At 69.4% G+C, this 23178-nt stretch carries 16 protein-coding genes; 6 read left to right on the top strand and 10 right to left on the bottom strand.

The window, feature by feature from the left end; all coding sequences use genetic code 11:
- Positions 1–63: 63 nt before the first annotated feature.
- From D7Y04_RS29015 to D7Y04_RS28995, 5 genes are all read right to left on the bottom strand, one after another.
- Complete coding sequence (locus tag D7Y04_RS29015; protein ID WP_158627605.1) at positions 64–3378, bottom strand: CARDB domain-containing protein; 3315 nt, start codon at positions 3376–3378, stop codon at positions 64–66.
- 235 nt (positions 3379–3613) lie between these two features.
- Positions 3614–6508, bottom strand: a complete 2895-nt coding sequence (locus D7Y04_RS29010; RefSeq protein WP_121761387.1) for a CARDB domain-containing protein — start codon at positions 6506–6508, stop codon at positions 3614–3616.
- 160 nt (positions 6509–6668) lie between these two features.
- Complete coding sequence (locus D7Y04_RS29005; RefSeq protein WP_121761386.1) at positions 6669–8174, bottom strand: ATP-binding cassette domain-containing protein; 1506 nt, start codon at positions 8172–8174, stop codon at positions 6669–6671.
- 290 nt (positions 8175–8464) lie between these two features.
- Positions 8465–9550 (bottom strand): SPFH domain-containing protein, encoded by a 1086-nt coding sequence (locus D7Y04_RS29000; RefSeq protein WP_121761385.1) that lies wholly within the window; start codon positions 9548–9550, stop codon positions 8465–8467.
- Complete coding sequence (locus D7Y04_RS28995) at positions 9541–10041, bottom strand: NfeD family protein (RefSeq protein WP_120579570.1); 501 nt, start codon at positions 10039–10041, stop codon at positions 9541–9543. Before D7Y04_RS28995 ends, D7Y04_RS29000 begins: the two co-directional genes overlap by 10 nt.
- A gap of 125 nt (positions 10042–10166) precedes the next feature.
- Between D7Y04_RS28995 and D7Y04_RS28990 the strand changes: the two genes are divergently transcribed.
- Positions 10167–11015, top strand: a complete 849-nt coding sequence (locus D7Y04_RS28990; protein ID WP_121761384.1) for an alpha/beta fold hydrolase — start codon at positions 10167–10169, stop codon at positions 11013–11015.
- Between the two features lie 724 nt (positions 11016–11739).
- On the opposite strand, the gene D7Y04_RS28980 is transcribed toward D7Y04_RS28990, so the two are convergent.
- Positions 11740–12018: a hypothetical protein gene (locus tag D7Y04_RS28980; protein WP_121761382.1), complete on the bottom strand. Its 279-nt coding sequence runs from the start codon at positions 12016–12018 to the stop codon at positions 11740–11742.
- Positions 12019–12770: 752 nt separating this feature from the next.
- Positions 12771–13061 carry a hypothetical protein gene (locus D7Y04_RS28970; RefSeq protein ID WP_121761380.1) on the bottom strand — a complete coding sequence of 97 codons (291 nt, stop codon included), beginning with the start codon at positions 13059–13061 and terminating at the stop codon, positions 12771–12773.
- A 171-nt stretch (positions 13062–13232) separates the two neighbouring features.
- Here D7Y04_RS28970 and D7Y04_RS28965 point away from each other — a divergent pair, with 171 nt between their 5' ends.
- The 4 genes from D7Y04_RS28965 (at position 13233) to D7Y04_RS28945 (ending at position 17978) form a co-directional block, all read left to right on the top strand.
- Positions 13233–13427 (top strand): hypothetical protein, encoded by a 195-nt coding sequence (locus D7Y04_RS28965; protein WP_121761379.1) that lies wholly within the window; start codon positions 13233–13235, stop codon positions 13425–13427.
- A 153-nt stretch (positions 13428–13580) separates the two neighbouring features.
- Positions 13581–16595 (top strand): error-prone DNA polymerase, encoded by a 3015-nt coding sequence (locus D7Y04_RS28960; protein WP_121761378.1) that lies wholly within the window; start codon positions 13581–13583, stop codon positions 16593–16595.
- Between the two features lie 159 nt (positions 16596–16754).
- Positions 16755–17510, top strand: coding sequence for a hypothetical protein (locus D7Y04_RS45230; RefSeq protein WP_233601622.1), 756 nt, complete (start codon positions 16755–16757; stop codon positions 17508–17510).
- Between the two features lie 186 nt (positions 17511–17696).
- Positions 17697–17978 carry a hypothetical protein gene (locus D7Y04_RS28945; protein WP_121761531.1) on the top strand — a complete coding sequence of 94 codons (282 nt, stop codon included), beginning with the start codon at positions 17697–17699 and terminating at the stop codon, positions 17976–17978.
- An 8-nt stretch (positions 17979–17986) separates the two neighbouring features.
- Here the strand turns inward: D7Y04_RS28945 and D7Y04_RS28940 are convergent, their stop codons facing one another.
- Complete coding sequence (locus tag D7Y04_RS28940) at positions 17987–18730, bottom strand: phytanoyl-CoA dioxygenase family protein (RefSeq protein ID WP_121761376.1); 744 nt, start codon at positions 18728–18730, stop codon at positions 17987–17989.
- A gap of 51 nt (positions 18731–18781) precedes the next feature.
- On the bottom strand, positions 18782–20443 hold the full coding sequence (locus D7Y04_RS28935) for an acyl-CoA dehydrogenase family protein (RefSeq protein WP_121761375.1): 1662 nt from the start codon (positions 20441–20443) through the stop codon (positions 18782–18784).
- 67 nt (positions 20444–20510) lie between these two features.
- On the opposite strand from D7Y04_RS28935, the gene D7Y04_RS28930 reads away from it, so the two are divergent.
- Positions 20511–22373, top strand: coding sequence for an ATPase (locus tag D7Y04_RS28930; protein WP_121761374.1), 1863 nt, complete (start codon positions 20511–20513; stop codon positions 22371–22373).
- Here D7Y04_RS28930 and D7Y04_RS28925 read toward each other — a convergent pair.
- Positions 22313–23161, bottom strand: coding sequence for a WbqC family protein (locus D7Y04_RS28925; RefSeq protein WP_121755430.1), 849 nt, complete (start codon positions 23159–23161; stop codon positions 22313–22315). The two genes, D7Y04_RS28930 and D7Y04_RS28925, sit on opposite strands and share 61 nt — an antisense overlap.
- Positions 23162–23178: the final 17 nt, after the last annotated feature.

Below are 23178 nucleotides of genomic sequence, written 5' to 3'. Positions count from 1 at the left end.
CGCCGGCCGGGTTCATGAAGACCCCGGCCGGCTCCCGCGTGTCCTGCGTGCCGTGAAGCGCGGTTACGGCGTGTTGCTCACCACGAGGGTGCCGCGCACGAAGCCATTGTTGTCCTTGCGCAGCTCGGAGTCGTAAAGCCTCGCGGAGGCCCCCAGGTAGAGGGCCGCGCCCGGCTGTGCCGCCTGCGGAGGGACGGCGTTGACGGATCCCTCCACCGAGACGCACTCACCGGCAGCCAGCGGCGGCACCTGCACGGAGCCCAGCCGAGACAGGGTGGGCGACTCGATGGGCTCACCCTGGACGGCGGATGCCGGCAGTGTGGCCACCGTGGAGAGCAGCAGGTCCACCGAGTGAGGCGGCGCGAGCATCGTGCCCTGGTTGCAGACGGTGACGGGCACCTGCATCGCCGCCCACGGCTGGACCTGAGCCGGCCCGCCCATGGCGGTGATGACGACGTCCGCGGCGAACCCCACGCCGATGCGCGGACCGACGAACGTGTTGTTGTCCTCGCGCACCTCCGGCAGATCCTGGGCGCGGTCCACGCTGGCGCCCAGGAAGAACGTCTGCGTGCCCGGTATCCCGATGCCGGCTCCGGAGATGAACGCGTTCACCGTCTGCGTGACGCAGGCGTGCGCCGCCACGGGCGGAAGGGTGGCTTCACCCAGCAGCTCCTCCAGTGGGACGGGCATGTTCGGGGCCGGCAGCGTCAGCGAGGGCTTCGTCAGCAGGTGCAGGGTCACCCGGGGCGCAGGCACGGCCTGGGAGCCCAGGTTGCAGACGGTGACGCCCAGGTCGAGCGGACCGAAAGCGCTCGCGGGACCCGTCAGCGACGTGATGATCAGGTCCGGCCCGGTGCCCACGCCCAGCCTCCGCCCCGGGGACACGTTGTTGTCCCGGCGCAGCTCCAGCTGGTTCTGGAACGGATCCACGACGGCGCTCAGGTACAGCGGCGCGTCCACGGGCGCACTCCACGGCCGGTTCGCGTGCAGCGTCACCGGCGCGTCCTGGCACTGGCCGGCCTGAAGCGACGGAGCGTTCAGCTGACCCGCCAGGTACTGGTCCATCGAAGGGAACAGCGTACCCGGCGCGGGCATCGTCCCGTTCGCCTCCGCGGACACCACGAACATCACCGGGGTCAGGGACGAGCCTTCCGTGCCCGTGTTGCAGAGGCGCGCGGTGGCGGTGAACGACTCCATCGGCGCGACGGTGTCCGGGAACGTCAGCCCGGTGACCACCAGGTCCGCGCCGTGCCCCACGCCCATCAGGCCCGCGACGAACGTGTTGTTGTCCTCGCGCAGCTCCTGCAGGGTCGCCCCCGGGTCGACGACGGCGCCCAGGTACAGCGGCTGCAACGGCGTGGCCTGCGCCGGCCGCGCCGCCGGTCCGGTGAGGCTCTGCGTGACGCAGGCCCCTTCACCCAGGGACGGCACGCTCACCGTGCCCACGAGCGCCACGGTGCCGTCGGGAGACGACGGCGAGCCGCTCTGCGCCAGGGGCGCCGGCAGCGTGTTGCCCGTGCCCAGGTAGACGGCCACCTGCGAGGTCCCGGGCGACGGCTGCGTACCCACGTTGCAGACGCGCACGCTGCTGGTGAACGACTCGTTGGGCCGCGCGCTGGCAGGACCCTGGAGCTCGGTGACGACCAGGTCCGGCCCGTTGCCCACGCCCACGGGACCCACGGCGAAGCCGTTGTTGTCCGTGCGCGCGTCAGGCGGGCCGTCCACCACCGCGCTCAGGTTCAGCGTGGAGGACAGGGGCAGGGGCCCCAGCTCCATGGGGCGCATGGCATGGAACGTCCCGCTCTGCGTGGTGCACTGGCCCGGCGTCAGCTCCGTGTTGATGGAGGACCGGCCCAGGGGCGCGTACCCGGGGAGGGGGCCCTGGGACTGCCAGGGGGCCACCGCGGGCGGCGTCGCGTCCACGGAGAGGTACATCGACACGCCGGTGGAGGACGCGGGGCTGAGGCCCACGTTGCAGACCGTGTAGCTCGCGGTGAACGGCTGGCCGTCGCGCAGGTTCGCGGGAGCCTTCACGTCCGTGATGACGAGGTCCGCGTCGAAGCCCATGCCCACCAGGCCCTGGGTGAAGACGTTGTTGTCCTCACGCAGCTCCGGCACGGTCCGGTTCGCGTCGATGACCGCGCCCAGGGCCAGCGCCTGGTACGGCCCTGCCTCCTGGGGCCGGGAGGCGATGGCGTCCACCGTCAGCGTCTTGCACTGGCCGGCGGAGAGGGCCGGCACGTTCGTGCCCCCCACGGGGACCTGGGTCCGTGAGTCGAGGGGCCCGGACTGCGACGGGAAGACCACGGCGCTCTCCGTGGTGAGCGCCAGCTGCAACTGGGCGGAGGGGCCGGTGTCGGCCGTTCCCACGTTGCAGACCGTCGCCTCGACAGGGAAGTGCATCCCCGGTGCGACGTTGGCCGCCGCCTTCAGCGACCTGACCACCAGGTCCGGGCCGTTGCCCAGGCCCACCCGTCCCTTCACGAAGGTGTTGTTGTCCGTCCGCAGCTCCGGGACGAACCGCGGCTCCTCCACGCGCGCGCCCAGGTACAGCGGCGTGTTCGGCTGCCAGGAGGTGGGCGCGATCGCGGAGCCCGCCCTGGACAGCGTGACGCACCGACCGGCGTCCAGCCCCTGCGTGTGGACGTAGGGGGTGATCGTGAGCGCGCTCTCCGGGGCCGGCGTCTGCCCCTGCGGCGGCATCGTGGGCAGGGTGGACAGGAGCACGTCCCCGCTCACCTCCGGCGCCCGCTCCGAGCCGACGTTGCACACCGTCACGGACAGGGGGCTCGTGAAGCCCTGCTGGAAGCTGGTGGGCCCCGTCACGTCGGTGACCACCAGGTCGGGACCGTCACCCACGCCCATCCGTCCCGCGACGTGCGTGTTGTTGTCCTCCCGCAGCTCCGGGATGGACGCGGAAGGGTCCACGATGGCGCCCACGTACAGCGGCTGTCCGGGCGTGAAGGCGTCGGGAGGCCGCTGCGCGGACGCCTGCGTGCGGATGAGCACGCAGTGGCCCGCGTTGAGCGACGGCACCAGCGACTGTCCCACGCGCGCCTGCGTTGGCGGGATGGGGCCGGAGGTTGGCGCGTTCAGGGTGGCCTGTGTGGAGATGACGATCGCCGCCTCCGCCGGGGGCGAGGAGACCGTCCCCCTGTTGCAGACGCGCACGTCCGCGACGAAGGACGCGTTCAGCCGCGCGTCGGGCGGCGTCTTCACCTCGGTGATGACCAGGTCCGCGCCCTGCTGAAGGGCGGAACCCTGACTCCGGATGACAGCCGCGTCGGACGACGCGCCTTCACTTCCGCAGCCGGTAACGACGAGCGTGCCTGCGACGAGCAGACACGCGTGCCTCCATGCCGGCATGAGCCGTGACATGTGATTCTCCTGATGGATGTGAGGATTCAACATCCCCACGCGCGCTGGCCGCCGGGCCCGGTTCAACGTCGCGGGGACATCCAAGGGACTTCCTTAACGGCTCAACGCCGATGAAATTCAAACCAGCCACGAAGATTCTCCAGCCAGAAAAGACAAACGCCGGCCGGAGGCATGAAGGCCTCCGGCCGGCGAACTCCAAATCAAACGATAGGGATTTCCTTTTGGAGGAATTCCTTTACTGCGCCTGACCGATGGGCGTGGCCCGCGTCAAGGTGTTGTTGTCCTCACGCAGCTCCAGCAGCGAGTTCGGCCCGTCGACGAGAGCGCCCACGTACAGGGACTGTCCGGAGGTGGCCGCGGAGGGGCGGACCACGGAGCTCGGGATCGACAGCGTGGTGCACTGGCCCGCGGACAGTGCGGGCACCATGGTGCCTCCCACGGGGATCTGGACCTGGGTGAACGGAGGCTGCCCCTGTCCGGGCGTGTAGAGGGACGTCTCCGTGGTGATGACCAGGTCCAGCGGCACGGAGCCGTACGTGGACACGTTGCCCTCGTTGCAGACCTGCACCTGCGCGGTGAAGGAGCCGTACTGCGGCAGGGCCGGGGGTGCCGTCACCGAGCGGACGACCAGGTCCGGGCCGCTGCCCACGACGATCCGCGACGTCATGCGGGTGTTGTTGTCCTCGCGCAGCTCCACCACCTGATTGGACATGTCCACGCGGGCTCCCAGGTAGCGCGGGGAAGCGGGGTCCGCGTTGGGCCCCGTGGACGCGGAGCCGCTCACGGCCGTCGTCACGCACTGGCCCACGGCGAGCGAGGACACGGAGGTCATTCCGACATAGGACTCCGAGGACGCGGGAGGCAGGTACGGATTGGACTGCATCTCCTCCATGGCCAGGACGCCCATCACATACGAGGGCCCCGCCGGCTCGGTCCCCACGTTGCAAACCTTGACGTTGAGGGTGAGGGGGCCGCCCGGGGTGGCGCTGGAGGGGCCGGTGACGTCCGTCACCACCAGGTCCGGGCCATTGCCCACGATGAGGGTGCCGGCGACGCGGGTGTTGTTGTCCTCGCGCAGCTCTATCTGCTGCTGGTGCACGTCCGCCACGGCCACCAGGTACAGCGGCTGCGTGGGCGTGGCCGCCGGGGGGAGGGTGGCGTACACCGTCTTCGGGTACAGCACGCAGGTGCCCTGCGAAAGCGACGACACCTCCACCGTGCCCACCATCACCTGGGACGGTGACGGCGGGTACTGCATGGGCGACGTCACGGAGGCCGTGGTGGACAGGAAGAGGCCCACCGTCGAAGCCGACGAGGGCTGGGTGCCCTCGTTGCAGACCTTCACGTCCGTCGACAGCGAGGTGCCGGGCTTGACGCTCGAGGGCGCCGTCAGCGTGCGCACGACGAGGTCCGGGCCATACCCCAGGCCGATGCGGGACAGCGGAGACACGTTGTTGTCCTCGCGCAGCTCCTGGAGAGACGACATCGGGTCCACGATGGCGCCCACGTACAGCACGGGGTTCGGCATGGCCGTCCCGCCCGGCACGTTGGAGTAGCCGCTCACCAGCCGCGTGACGCACTCCAGGGGCTCCAGCGCCGGCACGTTGACCATGCCCACCGGCATGCGGGACATGGGCGGCGGACCGGACACGACATTCAGCGAGGGCTCATTGGTGACGTACACCTCCACCGGCACGTCGGTGGACCGCGTCGTGCCCACGTTGCAGACCTTCGCGGACACCGCGAGCGGCCCGTAGGACGGCGCGTTGGAGGGGGCGTCCAGCGAGACGACGGTGAGGTCGGGCCGCGCGCCCATGCCCATCAGCGTGTCCGCGCGGGTGTTGTTGTCCTCGCGCAGCTCCACCACGCCCTGCGGCAGGTCCACGATGGCCCCCAGATACAGGGGCTGCTCGCTGGGATTCGCGGGCGGGCGGTTGGCGGGGCCCTGCACCGTGCGGGTGGCGCACTGGCCGCTCACCAGCGCCGGCACGCTGAAGTTCGTCACCGGGAATTCAGTCAAGGGGCGGGGCTGTGTTCCCGGTGCCGCCAGAGACGGCACCGTGGACAGGAACACCCTCACGTCGGCCTGGGGAGAAGACGCGGTGCCCTCGTTGCACACCGTCACCGTCGCAGGGAAGGAGTCGCCCTGACGCGCGCTCGCGGGCCCCGTCACGGAGCGGATGGACAGGTCCGGGCCATTGCCCACGCCCACCAGGCCCTGCACGAACGTGTTGTTGTCCTCGCGCAGCTCCATCACGCTCCGCGACGCGTCCACGATGGTGCCCAGGTACAGCGGCGTGCCCGGCGGCGCGGAGGGCGGCCTCTGGGCGTAGCCGGTGAGCGGCACCGCGCGGCACTGGCCCGGATCCAGGCTGCCCATGAGGGCGCTCCCGACCATCACCTGCGTGACGGGGACGGGGGGCGGGCCGGACTGCGGCGGCAGCGTCAGCCCGTTCACCGAGGACAGGTACAGCTCCACGGAGCCGCCGGAGCTGTACTCCGTGCCCACGTTGCACACCGTCGCGGACGCGCTGAAGGGCTGGCCCGGCGCCAGGTTGGGCGGTGCGTCCACCCGCGTGACGACCAGGTCCGGCCAGTTGCCCACGCCCATCAGGCCCTTCACGAAGCCGTTGTTCGTCTCGTCGGACTCCGTCACCACCTTCAGCGTGTCGATGCTGGCCCCCAGGTAGTAGGTGCCGTTGCCCGTGAAGCCCGAGGGAGGGCTGACGTAGATGGTGAACGAACGGCTGACGCACTGGCCCGCGTACACCGTTCCCACGTCCGTCTGGCCCTGGGTGAGTTGCTGGGTGGGAGGCGGCTGCGTCCCCGGCCCCGGCACCTGCTGCGTGGGCGTGGTGGACAGGTACACCTGGAGCGTGGTGTTGGAGTACACGGCCTGGTCACCGGTGTTGCAGACCTTCGCGGTGACGGTGACGGACTGGCCGGGCTTCGCGTTGTCCGGAGCCGTCAGCTCCGTGATGCGCAGGTCCGGTCCGGGGATGAGCGCGCTGGCCTGCTGCTCCAGCGGAGGCGCTTCCTCCGGGGTGGAACCGCTGGAACAGCCAGTGAGCGCGAGCGCGCCCGTGATGAAGAGACACGAATGCCGCCATGGCGGCGTACGCCGAGACATACGGACTCCTGGAATGGGGGGAAGAAGACGATACAGGCCCGGTGTGACATCCACCGGGACTGCAGGTCTTTCCTAGGAGTGGAACACCGGCGCGAAAAACAAGTTTCAGCGTTATTTCGCGGGGAGGTCTGTCTTCACTCCATCCCGGCGGTCAGGTGGCTCATTCCACCTCCACACGTCCGTTCGCCACCAGCCACCGCGTGGTGGTGCAGGAGCGGGCGAAGGGCGCGTCGTGGGTGACGAGCAGCAGCGCGCCCGGGTAGTCGTGCAGCGCCGCCTCCAGCCGTTCGATGGACGGCAGGTCCAGGTGGTTGGTGGGTTCGTCCAGCACCAGGGCCCAGGCGTGCTGGCCCAGGCCGCGCGCGATGGCCAGCTTGCGCGCCTCGCCGGGCGACGGCTGTTCGGACGCGAGCAGCCGGTGCGGATCCACCCCCAGCGCGGCCACCAGGGACATCACCCGGCCGCGCTCATCGGAGGGCAGCTCACGCACCGCGTCTATCAGGGCGCGCGTCTCCTCCGCGCCCAGGTCCTGGGGCAGGTACAGGAGCTTCTCCCGAGGCACGCGCGCCTGTTCCAGCAGGGCCTTCAGGAGCGTCGTCTTGCCGGCGCCGTTGGGGCCCTCGATGCGGATGCGCGCCTCGCGGTCCACGTCCAGGCGCGTGGGGCCCAGCACCTCCACGTCGCCGGCCTTCAGGCCCGGTGTGTCGAAGGTGAAGAGCCACGGGTTGGGCGAGCGCACGTAGTCCACGAACACGGAGCGGCCCACGGTCTTGTCCACGGTGAAGGTGCCCACCGCGGCCTCCGCGCGCTCCAGTTCGCGGCGCTTCACGGTGACCTGGTGGCCCAGGCGGGACTCGGCCCAGCTCGCCAGCGTGGAGGGCCCCAGGCCGCGCGCGTCGCTGTCGTACTTGTTGCGCATCCGCCGCGACGTGCTGCGCGACAGGGTGGCGCCCTGGTGTTCGCGCCGGGCGCTGTCCAACAGCTGCGCGGCCCGGTCTCGCTCCGCCTTGGACTGCTGGTGGGCGGCGACCTCCGACTCGCGCTCCGCCTCCCAGTGGCCCTTCGCGGCGGAGTAGGCGCCCGGGTACAGGTGCGCCTCGCCACCGTGCACGCGCAGCGTGGCCTGGGTGAGCGTCTCCAGCAGCTCGCGGTCATGGGACACGACGACGCCCACGCCCCGGAAGCGGCGCAGCGCGGCCACCAGCCAGGTGCGTGCCTCCGCGTCCAGGTGGTTGGTGGGTTCATCCAACAGCAGCACGTCCGGCTCGCGGGCGAGCGCCGCGCCCACCTGCCAGCGCTTGCGCTCACCCGGGGACAACGTGGGCCAGCGCTCCAGCGCGGTGACGTCCAGGCCCAGCTGGCCCTGGAGCCTGCGCGCCAGCGCGTCCCAGGCGTCCGCGAAGGCGGTGATGTCGGGCGTGAGCGCCTCCACGCCCTGCGGACACAGGCACACGAGCGGCGAGTCCGGTTCGAACTGGAGCTGCCCGGACGTGGGCTTCAGCTCCCCGGACAACAGGCGCAGCAGGGTGGACTTGCCGGCGCCGTTGGGGCCGACGAGGCCCGTCCAGCCGGAGGCGAGGTGGAACTCCACGTCGGTGAGGACGGGGATGGCATCAGTGAACGAAAAGCAGACGCGGTGCGCGCGCACGGAAGAGGACGAGGGCATGTTGAAGCGACTCCTGAAACCGGAAGCCAGCGCACACGTCCGTCAGGACGCGCGGCGGCGGGGTACAGCTGGGGACCGGGGTTTCAGGCGAACAGCTTCAAGGGTCTGCGAACCTCGTTCAGGGGAAGACCTGTGACATCTCCCCACGTGTAAAGCCGACAGCCGGTGCTTCTCAGGTGGAGCATGCGGCGCGGCCCGGGCGGATGGCAAGTCCGGGCGCGTGCCGTGACTCAGGGCACCGACGGAAAGAACGCCGGTGCCCTGACAACGATTCCCCGAAAAGGGGCGGGCTACTCGTCCGAGGGCGGCTGCACCCGGCGGGTGGCCGGGATGGTGGCGCTCGCGGCGGCGTTCCGGGCCAGGGCCTGGGCGCTCAGCGCGGCGGCCGACGGGGCGCGGGGCGGAAGCTGGGGCTGGGGCGCGGCGGCCGGGGCGGCGTCCTTGGCGAACACCTCCTTCAGCGTGGCGATGGAGCCCAGCGCGGCGGTGGCCTCGTAGGGGATGAACATCTTGTTTTCGCCCTTGCCCAGCTCCTGGAGCGTCTCCAGGTAGCGCAGCGCGAGCACCTCCGGCGTGGCGCGGCCGGTGTGGATGGCCTCGAAGGTGAGGCGGGTGGCCTCGGCCTTGCCCTCGGCCTCCAGCATCACGGCGCGCTTGTGGCCTTCGGCGCGGGCGATCTCCGCGTCGCGCTCGGCCTCCGCGCGCAGGATGCGGGAGATCTTCTCGCCTTCGGCCTGGAGGATGGCGGCGGCCTTGTCACCTTCGGCCTTGGTGACCTCGGCGCGGCGCTCGCGCTCGGCGGTCATCTGCTTGGCCATGGCGGCCTTGATGGCCTGGGGCGGTTCAATCTCGCGCAGCTCCACGCGGGTGACCTTCACGCCCCACTTCTCCGTGGCCTCGTCCAGCACCATGCGCAGCTTGGTGTTGACCGTCTCGCGGCTGGTGAGCGTCTGATCCAGCGTGAGGCCGCCCATGACGTTGCGCAGGTTCGTCATGGTGAGCTGCTCGATGGCGAGCGCCAGGTTCTCCACCTGGTAGAGCGCCCGGCCCGGATCGACGATCTGGTAGTAGATGACCGAGCCCACTTCCATGTTGACGTTGTCATGGGTGATGACCTGGACGGTCTCGAAACCCATGACCTGCTCACGCAGGTCCACCAGGGTGTTGCGCGTGAAGCGGTTGCCGGCGCGCATCTCCATGGCGCGAGGGCTGTCCATGAAGGGGATGAGGATGTTGAGGCCGCTGGAGGCCACGTGGTGGAACTTCCCCAGCCGCTCCACGACCATCACCTTGGCCTGGGGAACGATGCGCACACCGGTGACGAGCCCGATCACGACGGCCGCGGCCGCGACGAGCAGAACAATGGTCAGTCCCATCCTGCGTTCTCCTTCTTCTTGCGACGCGCCGGTTGCAGCGCGACTTCGTTGGACGCCGATGGGCGTCGCACCCACAACTTGAGGCCTTCAATCTGCTCCACGGTGACGCGCTCGCCCTCGGGCAGGGGCCCGGACAGGGAGCGCGCCATCCACAGCTCGCCGTTGATGCGCACGGTGCCGCCGTGTCCGTCCGCCAGCGCCTCCATCACCACGGCCTCCTGGCCCAGCATCGCCTCCACGCCCGTCTTCAAATGCACGGCGTCCCGCATGAAAACGTGTTTGAAGATGGTGCGGGACGCACCGAAGAGGGCGGCGGACACCAGGATGAAGGCGAAGAGCTGGCTGTTGAGGCCCAGGCCCACCCCGGCCATCAGGGAGGCCATCAGCGCGCCCACGGCGAACCAGAGCGTCACGAAGCCGGAGAGTTTGATCTCCAGCGCGCCCAGGACGATGGCGGCGATCAACCAGAGCTGCCAGGCGGTGGTGTCCATGGGGTCCTTGTTTGGCAGCGGCTTCAGCCCCCTGTCAAACCGGGCGGCCGGGCATCCGGAATCAATCAAAACGGAGGGTGGGTTCCGGGAAGGCCCTAAGGGGGTCCAAGCCGGGGGAAAAGCAGATGCCATACCTGTCCATCCGTGGTGCACGACTGTACTACGAGGACACAGGGGGGAGCGGGGAGCCGGTGCTTTTCAGCCACGGGCTGCTCTGGGACTCCCGTCTGTTCCACCGGCAGGTGGAAGCCCTGAGGGGCCACTACCGCTGCATCGTGTACGACCACCGGGGCCAGGGGCAGAGCGAGCCCCCGCCTGGCGACTCGGTCATCGACCTGCGCACCGTGTACGAGGACGCGGTGGCGGTCATCCAGGCGCTGGGGCTGGCGCCGTGTCACTTCGTGGGCCAGTCCATGGGGGGCTTCGTGGGCTTGCGGCTGGCCGCGAGGCACCCGGAGCTCCTGCGCTCACTGGCGCTGCTGGACTCCTCCGCCGCGGCGGAGCTGCCGCTGACACTGGCGCGCTACCGGGTGCTGACGACGCTCACGCACTGGCTGGGTCTGAGGCCGGTGGTGGATCGGATCATGTCTCTCTACTTCGGGCGCACGTTCATGCGGGACCCGGAGCGGTCCGCGGAGCGGGCGTTGCTGCGCCGGCAGCTGGTGGCGAACCCACGCGCGGTGTGGCGGGCGATGCAGGGCGTCATCCACCGCCGCAGCGTGGAGGGGGAGCTGCACCGCATCCAGACGCCGACGTTGGTGTTGGTGGGGGAGGAGGACGCGGTGACGGTGCCGGAGGTGTCGGAGCGGCTGCATCAGCGCATCCGGGGCGCGCGGCTCAAGCGGCTGCGCTGCGGCGGGCACATGTGCATCCTGGAGCAGCCCCAAGCGGTGAACGTCGCGCTGGGGGACTTCCTGGAGGAGGTGGAGCGCACCTCGCTCCAGGAGGACGGACTCCAGTGCGCGTCCGGTTAGCCACGCATCCTTGCCATAGAGCGTCACGGGAGAGGCCTGAGCGCCCACCGGCAGCCGCTGGGTGACGTATTTGAGATGCTCCCGCGTCTGGGCGTCGCGGAGCTTGCTGTCTCCGACGTTGCTGTGGAGCACGACGGGCTTGCGCGAATCTCCGCCCACGCCAAACGTGCAGCCCGTCATCACGTCGGTGAAGAAGAAATTGGCTTCAGCCCCCAGCTGCATCCAACAGACGCCATCCTCGTGCCAGGGCAGCAGGTAGGCCCGTTTGCCCTGGCCCCCTTCGTTGCCCTCCAGGTTGAAGGTCTGCGCGGAGACGAAGCCGTCGGACGGGTCGGCGTCGATCGTCACGGAAGCGCGAGGCGTCCAACCGAAGGTCCGCGGGACCACGGTGTAGCCACGCAGCGCCTGGAGCTGGGCCTTCTCCTTTTCCCATTCCAGATCCGGCTCGTCCTCATCCGAGTCCTCGGGTTCCTGGAACCAGTGCTTCACGAAGACCCGGTGACGGCCTTCCGTCGCCCCGAAACTGAGCAGCTGTCCTTCGTAGCTGACGAGGTCCCCCTTCCGGGTGAACAGGTCGTTCGACTGGATGCTGCCCCCCATCAGGATGATCTGCTGATGGATGAACTTCTCTGGATCGGTGATGAACATGACCGTCCTTCGCCAGGGATCGCCAGGGCTTCCTGGAGGAGGTGGAGCGCACCTCGCTCCAGGAAGCAGCGGTGAACTAGCCCCGGGCCTCGGGCTCGCGGCAGACGGCTTCCGACGCGTCGTCGGTGTCCGCGGGTTGCACGGAGGCCTGCGGCTCGGAGGGCTGCGCCACCGGCGAGCCGATGCAGACGCCGTAATCACCACAGGTGATGATGTGTCCGGCCTCCAGACAGAGGGCGGCGCACGACTCCTGTTCACAGTAGGTGTTGGTGCAATCCGGCGGACGGGCGCTGGCGGTCAGCGGCGCGAGGAGGAGGGCGGGGACCAGGAGGAGGGATCGGCGGAGCAGCGTCATGAGGCACCTCGGGAACGAGTAGCACCACTGCGGCTGAAGGCTGTCGGTGAGACGAAGACAGCCCGGCGCATGCTCGCCCGGAACCCGATGACAGATCAAACCTCGCTCCTGGAGTCGGAGGGGACACCGATCCAGGAGCAGGGGCCGCGACGGATATCAGCCCTGGGTCCACTCGACGGGCGTTTGCCTCAATGCCTCATCAGGCAACAGGCGTGGCCATGGATGAGAAGACAATAATCGAGGAGCGTCTTCCGCTTGCAGCGGCAAATGATGGCGGCAGAGGTCGTGGTTTGATTTGCCATTGTCCGCGTCTATCCTTGCATGGCCGTCCGATTGGACGGCCCAGCCACGGAGGGATGCATGCGGATGCGTGTCATGGGAGCGCTGTGGGTGCTTGGGGTCCTGAGCGGATGCGGCGGCGTGGAGTCAAAGGAGGAGGCGAGCGCGGAACCCGCCCAGGAGGAGTCCGGGACGCGCGGACAACTGGGCTATCCCTGCAATGGGACCTCACAGTGGTACGCGCCTCATTTCAGCGATCAAACGCGCACGGTGCGGGTGGGCTTCGAAAGCTGCGTCTGTTATCAGCCCGGCCAGGAGACGTACACCTACGGGGGTGAGTTGACATACATCCGAACCTTCTTGAACTACTCCACCTGTCCCCGGAGGACTCCTAACTGAGCCCTGGGTTCGACCGGAAGCGTCTCCTGGAGCGGGTGGAGACACCGCTCCAGGAGGAGGAAGCGTAACGGATATCAGCCCTGGGCCTGAACGTCGGGGGCGCGGCAGACGGCTTCCGCGTCGTCGGCCTGGGCGGGCGCGGGCTGCTGCGCGGAGGCCTGCGGTTCGGACGGCTGCACCGGCAGGGCGCCACTGCAGACGCCGAATTCGCCGCAGGTGATGACCGAACTGCCCATGGTGCACAGCAGGGTACAGGACCGGGTGGGGCTGCACTGGTTGTCACATTCGGGCGGCCGCGCGCTGGCGGTCAGCGGAAGGAGGAGCATGCTTGCGGCGGCGAGCAGCAGCTTCGAACGCTGGTTCATGTCGTGTCTCCAGGGGAAGGGAGGCCGCCACCCTGCGGGAAGTCCTTCCGCCTTTCAATAACAAGCCAGATTCCATGAAATTGGATTGCCATGCGGAAGACAGTTGAATCCGCGCATTCCGCCTCAGGTGGCAAGTGATGGCGACAGAGGTTGCGTTTGATTTGCCATTGTTTGCCGAAGGAAGAGGCGGAAGCCCCCGAGGAGTCTGGGACGCGGAGCCAACTGGCCTATCCCTGCAACGGGACCTTGCAGTGGTACGCGCCCCACTGGAGCGACAACACGCGCACGGTGCGGGTGGGCTTCGAAAGCTGCGTCTGCCCCTATTCCAGCACGGAGTCCTACAACTACACCTACGGGGGGAACTGACGGGCATCCGCAACTTCTTGAACGTCACCCGGTGCCCCCGCCAGGACCCGTACTGAGCCCGGACTCGGGCCCGGCACAACCCAAGAAGTCGCCCGCTCGCGAAACGGAGATCCAATCTAGCGCCTGAACGTCTGCTCAGTATCCTGATCAGGCGTGAGCTACGCCGAGTTGGTGTGCCGATCCCACTTCTCCTTCCTGCACGGCGCCTCCCATCCGGAGGAGCTGGTGGCCACCGCGGCCCGGCTGGGGCTGTCCGCGCTGGCGCTGACGGACAGGGACGGGCTCTACGGCGTGGTGAAGGCGCACCACGCGGCGAAGGAGCACGGCGTGAAGCTGCTCCTCGCCGCGGAGCTGACGCTGGAGGACGGCCCTCCGGTGGTGGTGTACGCGAGGGACGCGACCGGGTACTCGAACCTGTGCCGGCTGGTGTCCCACGGCCGGATGACGCACCCCAAGGGCGAGGCGGGCGTGCCCTGGCGCAAGGTGGCGGAGCACGCGTCGGGGTTGCTCGCGCTGCTCCCGGGGCCCGCACCGCTGGAGGCGGTGGCCCCACTGGCGGAGGCGTTTCCCGGGCGCTTCCACGTGGGCCTGAGCCGCTCGCTGTCGGCGGGGGACGCGGCTCGGGAGGCGCGAGCGGAAGCGCTGGCCCGCGCGCTGGGCGTGCCGCTGGTGGTGCACAACGACGTGCACACGCACCACCGGGACCGGCAGGTGCTCCAGGACGTGCTCACGTCCATTCGCCACGGGGTGACGGTGGATCAGGCGGGCACGCGGCTGTTTCCGAACGCTGAGCGGACGTTGAAGTCGCCCGGGGACATGGCGCGGCTGTTCGCGGATCGGCCGGAGGCGCTGGCGCGCACGGTGGAGCTGGCGTCGCGCTGCGAGGCGTCCCTGGACGCGCTGCACTACCGCTTCCCGGAGGAGGACCTGCCGGAAGGCCGCACGGCGGACGCGCACCTGCGGGTGCTCACGGAGGCAGGCCTGCGCACGCGCTATCCGGGGGGCGTGCCGCCGGCGGTGACGAAGCAGATCGACCACGAGCTGCGGCTCATCGCGGCGTTGGACTTCGCGGGGTACTTCCTGTCGCTGTGGGACATCGTGATGTTCGCGCGGGGGCGGGGCATCCTGTGCCAGGGGCGGGGCAGCGCGGCGAACTCGGCGGTCTGCTACGCGCTGGGCATCACGGCCATTGATCCGGTGCGGATGGGGCTGTTGTTCGAGCGCTTCCTCAGCATGGAGCGCAAGGAGCCGCCGGACATCGACGTGGACTTTGAGCACGAGCGGCGCGAGGAGGTGCTCCAGTACGTCTACGAGAAGCACGGCCGTCGCCACGCGGGCATGGTGTGCGAAGTGATCTGCTACCGGGGACGGCTCGCGCTGCGCGAGGCGGGCAAGGCGCTGGGGCTGTCGTTGGATCAGGTGGACCGGCTGTCGCGGGTGGCGTCGTCGCACGGCTTCCAGGTGACGCCGGACGTGCTCCAGGAGGCGGGGCTGTCACCCACGGATGGGCGGGTGCTGCGGACGCTGTCGGTGGCGAAGGAGCTGGAGGGCGTGCCCCGGCACCTGTCCATCCACGTGGGCGGCTTCGTGATGACGCGCGAGCCGCTGGTGGACCTGGTGCCGGTGGAGAACGCGGCGATGCCGGGCCGCACGGTCATCCAATGGGAGAAGGACGACATCAACGCGGTGGGGCTCCTGAAGGTGGACCTGCTGGCGCTGGGCATGCTGACGGCGCTGTCGCGCTGCTTCGCCCTGATCCACAAGCACTACGGCCGCGAGCTGTCCCTGGCCACGGTGCCGCCGGAGGATCCGAAGGTCTACGACATGCTGTGCAATGCGGACACGGTGGGCGTGTTCCAGATTGAGAGCCGCGCGCAGATGAACATGCTGCCCCGGCTCCAGCCCCGGGAGTTCTACGACCTGGTGGTGCAGATCGCGCTCATCCGGCCGGGGCCCATCGTGGGCAACATGGTGCACCCGTACCTGCGCAGGCGGCACGGCCAGGAGGCTGTGACGTACCCGAGCGACGAGGTGCGCGGCATCCTCCAGAAGACGCTGGGCGTGCCGCTCTTCCAGGAGCAGGCGATGCGGCTCGCGATGGTGGCGGCGGGCTTCAGCGCGGGAGAGGCGGACGGCTTGCGGCGGGCGCTGAGCCACAAGCAGGCGGAGGCGCGCATCCTCCCGTACCGGGGCCGCTTCGTGGAGGGCTGCGAGGCGAAGGGCTACACGCGAAAGCAGGCGGAGGAGTGGTTCGACCACTTCCGGGGGTTCGCGCACTACGGGTTCCCGGAGAGCCACTCCGCGAGCTTCGCGTTGATTGCCTATGCGTCCAGCTGGCTGAAGTGCCACTACCCGGCGGCCTTCACGGCGGCGCTGCTCAATTCACAGCCCATGGGGTTCTACGCGCCGCACACGCTGGTGGCGGACGTGCAGCGGCACGGCGTGGAGGTGCGGCCGGTGGACGTGCGCCGTTCGAGCTGGGACTGCACGTTGGAGGACGGGGCGGTGCGACTGGGGTTGCGGATGGTGCGGGGGCTGGGCGAGTCCTCGGGCCGGGCGGTGGAGACCGCGAGGCGGGGGGACTACACGAGCGTGGGAGACCTGGCGCGGCGGGCGCGCATTCCCCGGCATGACTTGACGCGGCTGGCGTTGTCCGGGGCGCTGGCGTCGCTGTGCGGGGCGCGGAGGCAGGCGCTGTGGGAGATCCAGGCGCTGGGGCCGCTGGACGCGGACGACCTGTTCTTCGGCATGCCCATGGATGGCACGGCGGTCCAATTGCCTCCCATGGGCGTCCAGGAGCGGGTGGTGGCGGATTACGACACGGTGGGGTTGTCGCTGGAAAAGCACCCCATGGAGTTGCTCCGGCCCACGTTGAAGCGGATGGGGGCGGTGACGGCGGAGGGGTTGAAGCGGGTGTCGGCGGGGCGGCCGGTGAAGGTGGGGGGGATGATGATCTGCCGGCAGATGCCGCCCACGGCGAAGGGGATCTGCTTCATCTCGCTGGAGGACGAGACGGGGATCGCCAACCTGGTGGTGCCCTCGGAGGTGTATGCGCGGTGCAGGCAGGAGATCCACGGCGCGCTGTTCCTCGTGGGGGAGGGGATGCTGGAGCGCTCGGGGAAGGTGACGAACGTGAAGACGCGCAGCGTGGTGTCCGTGAAGCAGTGAGACGTAGGAACACCCAGCTACATCTGCACGTCTGTTCCCGTGATCCGTGGAGGGATGGGCAGGAATACCCACGGGGGCATGGAACAACCCGTATTGCTAGCGATATAGGTTGCTTCTGTCTGGAGTGTAGTAGCGTGGATCAGAACGGGAGGGTACTCAGTGCGCAACAGTCTTCGGTGGTTGGGGTCGCTGCTCGATCGCGTGGGCCTGTCTGAAGTGGTGGAGGAGGCGAGCGATTGGGTTCGGTACTACGCGCAGGGCAAGCCGCCCGTGAGCGAGCCTGCTCGGACCCGCGTCTCTCGCCCGGTGCACTCCGAGGCCCCGCGCGCGTCCGTGCATGAGGTGATCGAGTCCCTGCGCAACGCGATTCCGGAGCGCCAGGTGGACGCGACGGTGGTGGGGGTCCCCTTCGAGGGCCGCATGGAGCTGGCGCAAGCCGCCCGCCGCAAGACGGCGCCCAAGGCGAAGAAGTCCGCGAGCAAGAAGAGCGCGGCGAAGAAGGCCCCGGCCGCGAAGAAGGCGGCGCCCGCGAAGAAGAAGAGCGCGGCGAAGAAGGCCCCGGCCGCGAAGAAGGCGGCCTCGTCCGGAGCCGCGAGCGAGGACGCGGTGTCGGTGCTGGAGACCGCGCTGCGAGGCCACGCGCGCCAGAAGGACCTGGTCTCCGCGGGTAAGGAGAAGGACCAGCTCCTGCGCTCGCTGATCCCGCTCTACCTGGCGAAGTCGCTGGACGTGGAGGTGACGTCCGGAACGACGTCGCGCTTCTGGAGCGGGCTGGGCGTGACGTACGCCGCGCCGAACGCGGCCAAGGCGCTGCGCCTGCACGCCGGCTACGCCCAGGACACCAAGAAGGGCAAGGCCATCACCGCCAAGGGCGTCCGCTACGTGGAAGACGCCCTCACGCAGGCCGCGAAGTAGCTCCTGCCGGGCCAGATGCCGCGTCTACGCTGCCCACTCAAGCACGGCATCCGCCGTGTTTGGGCATGGGCAGCGATGGCTTGCATGGTGTCTTGCGCCACGACTGGGCTTCAGCCGAAGACTCAGGCTGACTCAAGCGAAGCCATTCCTTCTGCTGTCTTGGACTGGCCAGAGAACCTGGAGCCCATGGCGACGCTGGATGGACCTGCCATCTTGGCATCCCATGCGGCCCTCCAGGATGTCGTGAGCCGTTTTCCCAAGGCGCGCCGGAATGAATGCATCTTCACGGCGCGAGCCCTGGAGGTCGTCGTCGGCGAGGGGAAGGGCATCTACATCGTCCGGGTGAACCGGCGCGTCGACCACTGTGAGGGAATCGGATCTGGTGGCAACTTCGAGCTCGACTGGTTTGAGCTCTATGCCGTCTCGCCTGAGGGCCGGATCATCGAGCGCTATCAGTACGTGCCTTGACGTTGCCCTCAATCCCTCGCGGAGCGTGAGCCCGGAACCGGCAGGTTGTCCGTCCGCCGGTATGTGGCCACCACGGAGTACTTCGTGTCCGCCGTGTGGTTCCGGCTCGCCGCGTGGAACAGCCGCGCGTGGAAGAGCAGCACGTCCCCGGGGGACAACCTCACGTATTGCGCGCCTTCGATGAGCGCCGCGTTCTCTGGCAGGTCCGACCGCAGGAACAGCCGCGCGTCGTAGCGCTCCGGCGCGAACTGCATCCGGTGCGTGCCGGGCAGCACCTTCAGGCCACCGTTCTCCGGCGTCTCCGGGCCCAATGCCAACCACGTGGAGATCAGCTCCGGCCGCGTGAAGGCCCAGTAGCGCACGTCCTGGTGCCACCCCGTGTCCGATGAGAAGCGCGGCTGCTTCGTCATCACGCAGTTGTGGTGCGCCCGCGCCTGCACCACCGGACCGTCCAGCAACTGCCCCAGCGCCTCCAGCATCCGCGCGTCGTCGAACCACGCCCCGAACACAGAAGAGCGCCCATGCGCCTTCAGCAACCGCCTCACCGTCCGCCCGCCCTCGGCATCGATGCTCGCCGGTGAGCCCGGATAGGCGACTTCGGCCTCGTACTCCACCGGGCCGTCACCGGAGGCGAGCTGCTCCTGGATGACGGCCCGCATCCGCTCACACGTCCCGCCCTCCACGAAGGACGGCAGGACGAGATACCCATCGTTGGCGAAGCGCTGGCACTGCTCGGGGCTCAGGACGGACATGGCGCCCGCTTCTTAATGGCGGCGCCCGCCGCATGCACCTGTCGCGATGCCTCAGCTCAGCAGCCGCGAATCATCCAGGTCGATTTCATCCTGGATGAGGTCCACGCCGTTCTGCCGGAACCGCCGCGCCGCCGCCCGGCTGCGCGGGCCGTGCCCGTGCTCCAGGCACCACTGCGCGTGCTCGCTGAGCAGCGCCAACTCCAGCGTGCGGCCCAGCGTCAGGGAGAAGCGCCGCGCCCCCGCCTCCATCGTGGTGGGGTTCGCCATCGCGCCGGACACCCAGGCCCGCGCGTGCTCCAGCGCGTCGTGCGCCGTCTTCACGCACGGCCGCAGGCCCGCGTCCGTCACCTTCGACAGCCGGCCCTCCACCTCGTGGAAGAACGCCTCCAGCGTGCCTTCCTTCGCCAGCGCGCGCAGCGAGTCCAACGACAACACGTTCGTCGTGCCCTCCCAGATGGACAGCACCTGCGCGTCCGCCTGGATGCGCGGCAGGCCCGTGTCCTCCACGTAGCCCGCGCCGCCGAAGGACTCCGTCACCTCCGACGTGATGTGCACCACCTGCCGGCCCGTGGTCAGCTTCGCCAGCGGCGTCACCAGCCGCTGCAACAGAATCTCCTGCTCCGTCGCCGTGCGCGTCTCCAGCTTGCCGAGCAGCTCCACTCCGCGGAACGCCAGCAGGAAGCCCGCCTGGAACTCCGCCTCCAGCCCCGCCAGCGTGTCCATGTGCAGCGGCTTCTCCGACAGCGGCGCGCCGAACTGCACCCGGCGCTTCGCGTAATCGTGCGCCAGCGCCATGGCTCGGCGCATGCTCCACGTCGCGCCCATCGCGTTCCAGGTGCGCGTCACGTTCAGCATCATCGCCATGTTGCGGATGCCGTCCGTCAGCCCCGCCACCGGCACCGCCAGCGTCCCGTCCAGCGTCAGCTCCGCCGTGGGCACCTTGCGCGTGCCCATCTTGTCCTTCAGGCGGTTGATCTGGATGCCGTTGAGACGGCCCTGCGCGTCCCGCGTCTCCACGAAGAAGAGCGCCAGCCCCTTGCCGCCGGGGCCGTTGCCCGTGGGCCTCGCCAGCGTCAGCGCCATCTGCGCCGTCGTCGCGGACGTGAACCACTTCGTGCCGTGCAGCCGCCAGCCCTCGGGGGACTGCCGCGCCTCCGTCAGCGTCAGCCCCACGTCCGAGCCACCCGTGCGCTCCGTCATCCACTGGCCCGACGTCCAGAACGTCGCCGGATCGCGCGACGTCAGGTGGGGCAGGGCGTGGTCGATGAGCGCCTGGTTGCCCAGCGACAGGAGCGACCGCGCCGCGCCATCCGTCATCGCCAGCGGGCACGAGTAGACGTCCAGCGATGGCTGCACCAGGTAGTTCAACGCGAACTGGTGCACGCGGCTGAGCGCGCCGCTCTTCTGCTCGTAGGCCACCGCGACCAGGCCCTTCTTCGCGGTCAGTGCCTCCGCCTCCTTCCACAACGGAGACACCTCGATGTGATCAATGCGCTGACCCCACGGGCCCCACTGCGTGAGCACGGGCTCGTTCAGCCGGTCGCGCTGCTGGAACTCGTAGAAGTACTTGCCTCCCAGCTCTCCCAGCTCGCGGAAGTCATCCTGGAGCGAACGAAACATGTCCTCCGGAAGGGTACGGGCGAGGTAGCCCTGCAGGAACGCGTCGTCGTCGTACTGGTTGCCAAGACCGGGGGGCGCCTGGAAGAAGCTCATGGCCCGAAGTTAACACCGCTGACACGACGGTGGGGTACAGTGGCCTCTCCCTCCCGCCGGAGCCGTGATGGCTGACTTCACCCGCAGGCCCCCCCCTGGCCCAGGTCCGTCTTCCCACGACGCGGAGCAGGACCTGAATCGCAACATCACCCCGCTGGAGACGCCCGCCGCGACGGCGAATTCCGTCTTCTCCGCGCCGCCGCGTCCGCGCCCGCCCGCCCCGGCCGGGGCGCCCCTGGGCGGAGAGCCACGTCCGGAGCCCACCCGCTCCAGGCCGGCACAGTCCGCGCCGCTGCCGTCCGTCATCTTCGATCCGATGCCGCGTCCCCGCGTGCCTCCCGCGCAGTCCGCGGGCGTGGCCCCGCCGGGTGCGCCGCCGCCCTTCAGCGAGGAGATGCTCGACGTACAGACCGAGCGGCGCACCGCGCCCCCCGGCCCGCCTCCCCCCGCGCAGGAGCCCGAACGTCGCGCGGCCCCCGGCATGGAGCGCCGCGGTCCCCCAGAGGCGGACCGCCGTGGCCCCCCGGCGGGCCCTGACCGTCGTGGTGCCGCCCCGGCGCCGCAGCAGGGCTACGCAGGCCCGGAGCGGCGCGGCGTCCGGCGCGCCGATGGCTCGGACGCCTCGGCGACGAACCGCTTCTGGCCCGCCCAACCCAAGACGCTCCAGGAGTCCGGCCTCAACGCGACCTTCGTGGAGGAGCTGGTCCTCAAGGCCATCTTCTTCGCGGGCGAGATGCGCGGCATGGACGTGGCCACGCGCCTGCAACTGCCCAGCGCGCTGGTGGACGAGGTCATCGAAGGACTGCGCCGACAGAAGTACATCGACATCCGTGGCGGTGGTGGATCCGGCGTGGGCCGGTCCACGATGATCTACCAGCTCACGACCTTCGTGACGGACGTGCTGCGGCAGATCCTGGACCGCAACCGCTACAACGGTCCGGCGCCCGTGCCGTTCAACGAGTGGGTCGCCGCCGTGAAGCAGCAGACCGTGCGTGGCAATCGCATCACCCGCCATCGCATGCAGGACAAGTTCGGCGACCTGATCATCCGCGACTACATCTTCGACGGCATCGGTCCGGCGATGAACTCCGGGCGCGCCATCTTCTTCTATGGCCCCCCGGGCAACGGCAAGACGGCCATCTGCCAGGGCATGGTCAACTGCTACGAGGGAGACATCTTCGTTCCGCACGCGCTGCTCGTTGACGACTTCGTCGTGAAGATGTTCGACGCGAACATCCACCGCGCGGTGGAGGACGAACCCGGCATGCCGTCGTATGACCGCCGCTGGGTGCGCTGCCGCCGCCCGCTTGTGGTGGTGGGCGGTGAGCTCACGCTGGAGATGCTCGACCTCGTCTACACGCCGGAGGTGAAGTACTACGAGGCGCCGTTCCAGATGAAGGCGTCCAACGGGATGCTCCTCATCGACGACTTCGGCCGGCAGAAGGTGTCCCCCAAGGACCTGCTCAACCGGTGGATCGTCCCGCTGGAGAGCGACGTGGACATCCTCACGCTCCATACCGGCAAGAAGCTCCAGGTGCCCTTCGACGTGTTCGCCGCGTTCTCCACGAACCTGGATCCCAGCGCCCTGGTGGATGACGCCTTCCTGCGCCGCGTCCGATACAAGCTGGAGGTGCAGCGCCCGGACGAGGAGCAGTTCCACGAGATCTTCCAGGTGATGTGCAGGAAGCGCGGCGTGCCCTACGACGCGCGCGCCGTGGACTACCTCATCGACGAGCACTATCGCCCGCACCACCGGCCCTTCGCCGCGTGCCAGCCTCGCGACCTGTTGGATCAGGTCATCGACATGGCGAACTACCAGGGCCAGACGCCGCGCCTGGATCCCGCGCTGCTGGACGCCGCCGTGCGCAGCTACTTCGTGCGCTTCGACAAGCCGGCGGACTCCTCGCCCACCGCCGCGTCCGCCCGCTGAAGCGGCTGGGGGCCGTCCCCCGCGAACGGCCCCCACGGCGACGGCTGGAGCCACGTGCGCACCGTCTCCACGGGCACGTTGGCCAGCACGTCCACGATGGACAGCCCCGTCACGAAGCGGCCCTCTCGCCCCTGCGCGTAGTCCGGGTGGCGAAAGCGCTGCCACAAGAGGCGCACGTCCACCGCGCGGAAGCGCTCCGGCTTCAGGTACACCGTGGAGCCCGTCCCCGAGTAGTACGTGTGCGCGCCCGTCTGGAGGCAGTACTCCACCAGCCGCTGCGTCTTGTCCTCGCCCCGGCGCTCCAGCGTGGACGAAAGCACCAGGTTCGGCTCCAGGCCCAGCGGTGCGTGGAACAGCGCCATGCTGGACAGGAGCACGCGCAACAGCGACCCCGGGCCGGACTCGCGCGCGGCGGCGTCGTAGAAGGGCTCCAGCAGCGGCAGCACCTGCGCGCGGAAGTGCGGCCGGCCTCCGTAGAGCGTCACCATCGCCTGGAGGTGCTTGCGCGCCCAGGGCTGGCTCTGATCCACCGTCAGGTCGCGGATGCGCGTGTCGCGGTGCGGATCCTCCAGCGGAATGGACAGCCACTGGAAGCCCGGCTCGGACGGGGGCGGCGTGGGCACGCCGTGGGGCAGGGCGACGCGCGTGCGGCGCTGCCAACCGCGCCGGAGCCACTGCACGTCGTCCAGCACCACCAGCGTACCGGCGCGGGCCACCTGCTCGTAGAAGTCCACCCACGGCAGGTAGTGGGGCTGCTCGGCGACGAGGACTCCAGGGTGTCCGGACACGCCTGGGATGATAGGGC

Origin of the sequence: Corallococcus sp. AB038B (genome assembly GCF_003668955.1) — a bacterium.
GTDB classification, from domain to species: domain Bacteria; phylum Myxococcota; class Myxococcia; order Myxococcales; family Myxococcaceae; genus Corallococcus; species Corallococcus exiguus.
This window is presented reverse-complemented; position numbering and strand designations above follow the sequence as displayed.

Excerpts from the sequence above, each read along its gene's own strand:
- D7Y04_RS28935 (WP_121761375.1), bottom strand. The coding sequence starts at position 20,443 with ATGAGCTTCTTCCAGGCGCCCCCCGGTCTTGGCAACCAGTACGACGAC.
- D7Y04_RS29000 (WP_121761385.1), bottom strand. The coding sequence starts at position 9,550 with ATGGGACTGACCATTGTTCTGCTCGTCGCGGCCGCGGCCGTCGTGATC.
- D7Y04_RS28990 (WP_121761384.1), top strand. The coding sequence starts at position 10,167 with ATGCCATACCTGTCCATCCGTGGTGCACGACTGTACTACGAGGACACA.
- D7Y04_RS29010 (WP_121761387.1), bottom strand. The coding sequence starts at position 6,508 with ATGTCTCGGCGTACGCCGCCATGGCGGCATTCGTGTCTCTTCATCACG.
- D7Y04_RS28995 (WP_120579570.1), bottom strand. The coding sequence starts at position 10,041 with ATGGACACCACCGCCTGGCAGCTCTGGTTGATCGCCGCCATCGTCCTG.
- D7Y04_RS28940 (WP_121761376.1), bottom strand. The coding sequence starts at position 18,730 with ATGTCCGTCCTGAGCCCCGAGCAGTGCCAGCGCTTCGCCAACGATGGG.
- D7Y04_RS29015 (WP_158627605.1), bottom strand. The coding sequence starts at position 3,378 with ATGTCACGGCTCATGCCGGCATGGAGGCACGCGTGTCTGCTCGTCGCA.
- D7Y04_RS28945 (WP_121761531.1), top strand. The coding sequence starts at position 17,697 with ATGGCGACGCTGGATGGACCTGCCATCTTGGCATCCCATGCGGCCCTC.
- D7Y04_RS29005 (WP_121761386.1), bottom strand. The coding sequence starts at position 8,174 with ATGCCCTCGTCCTCTTCCGTGCGCGCGCACCGCGTCTGCTTTTCGTTC.
- D7Y04_RS28980 (WP_121761382.1), bottom strand. The coding sequence starts at position 12,018 with ATGACGCTGCTCCGCCGATCCCTCCTCCTGGTCCCCGCCCTCCTCCTC.
- D7Y04_RS28970 (WP_121761380.1), bottom strand. The coding sequence starts at position 13,061 with ATGAACCAGCGTTCGAAGCTGCTGCTCGCCGCCGCAAGCATGCTCCTC.
- D7Y04_RS28930 (WP_121761374.1), top strand. The coding sequence starts at position 20,511 with ATGGCTGACTTCACCCGCAGGCCCCCCCCTGGCCCAGGTCCGTCTTCC.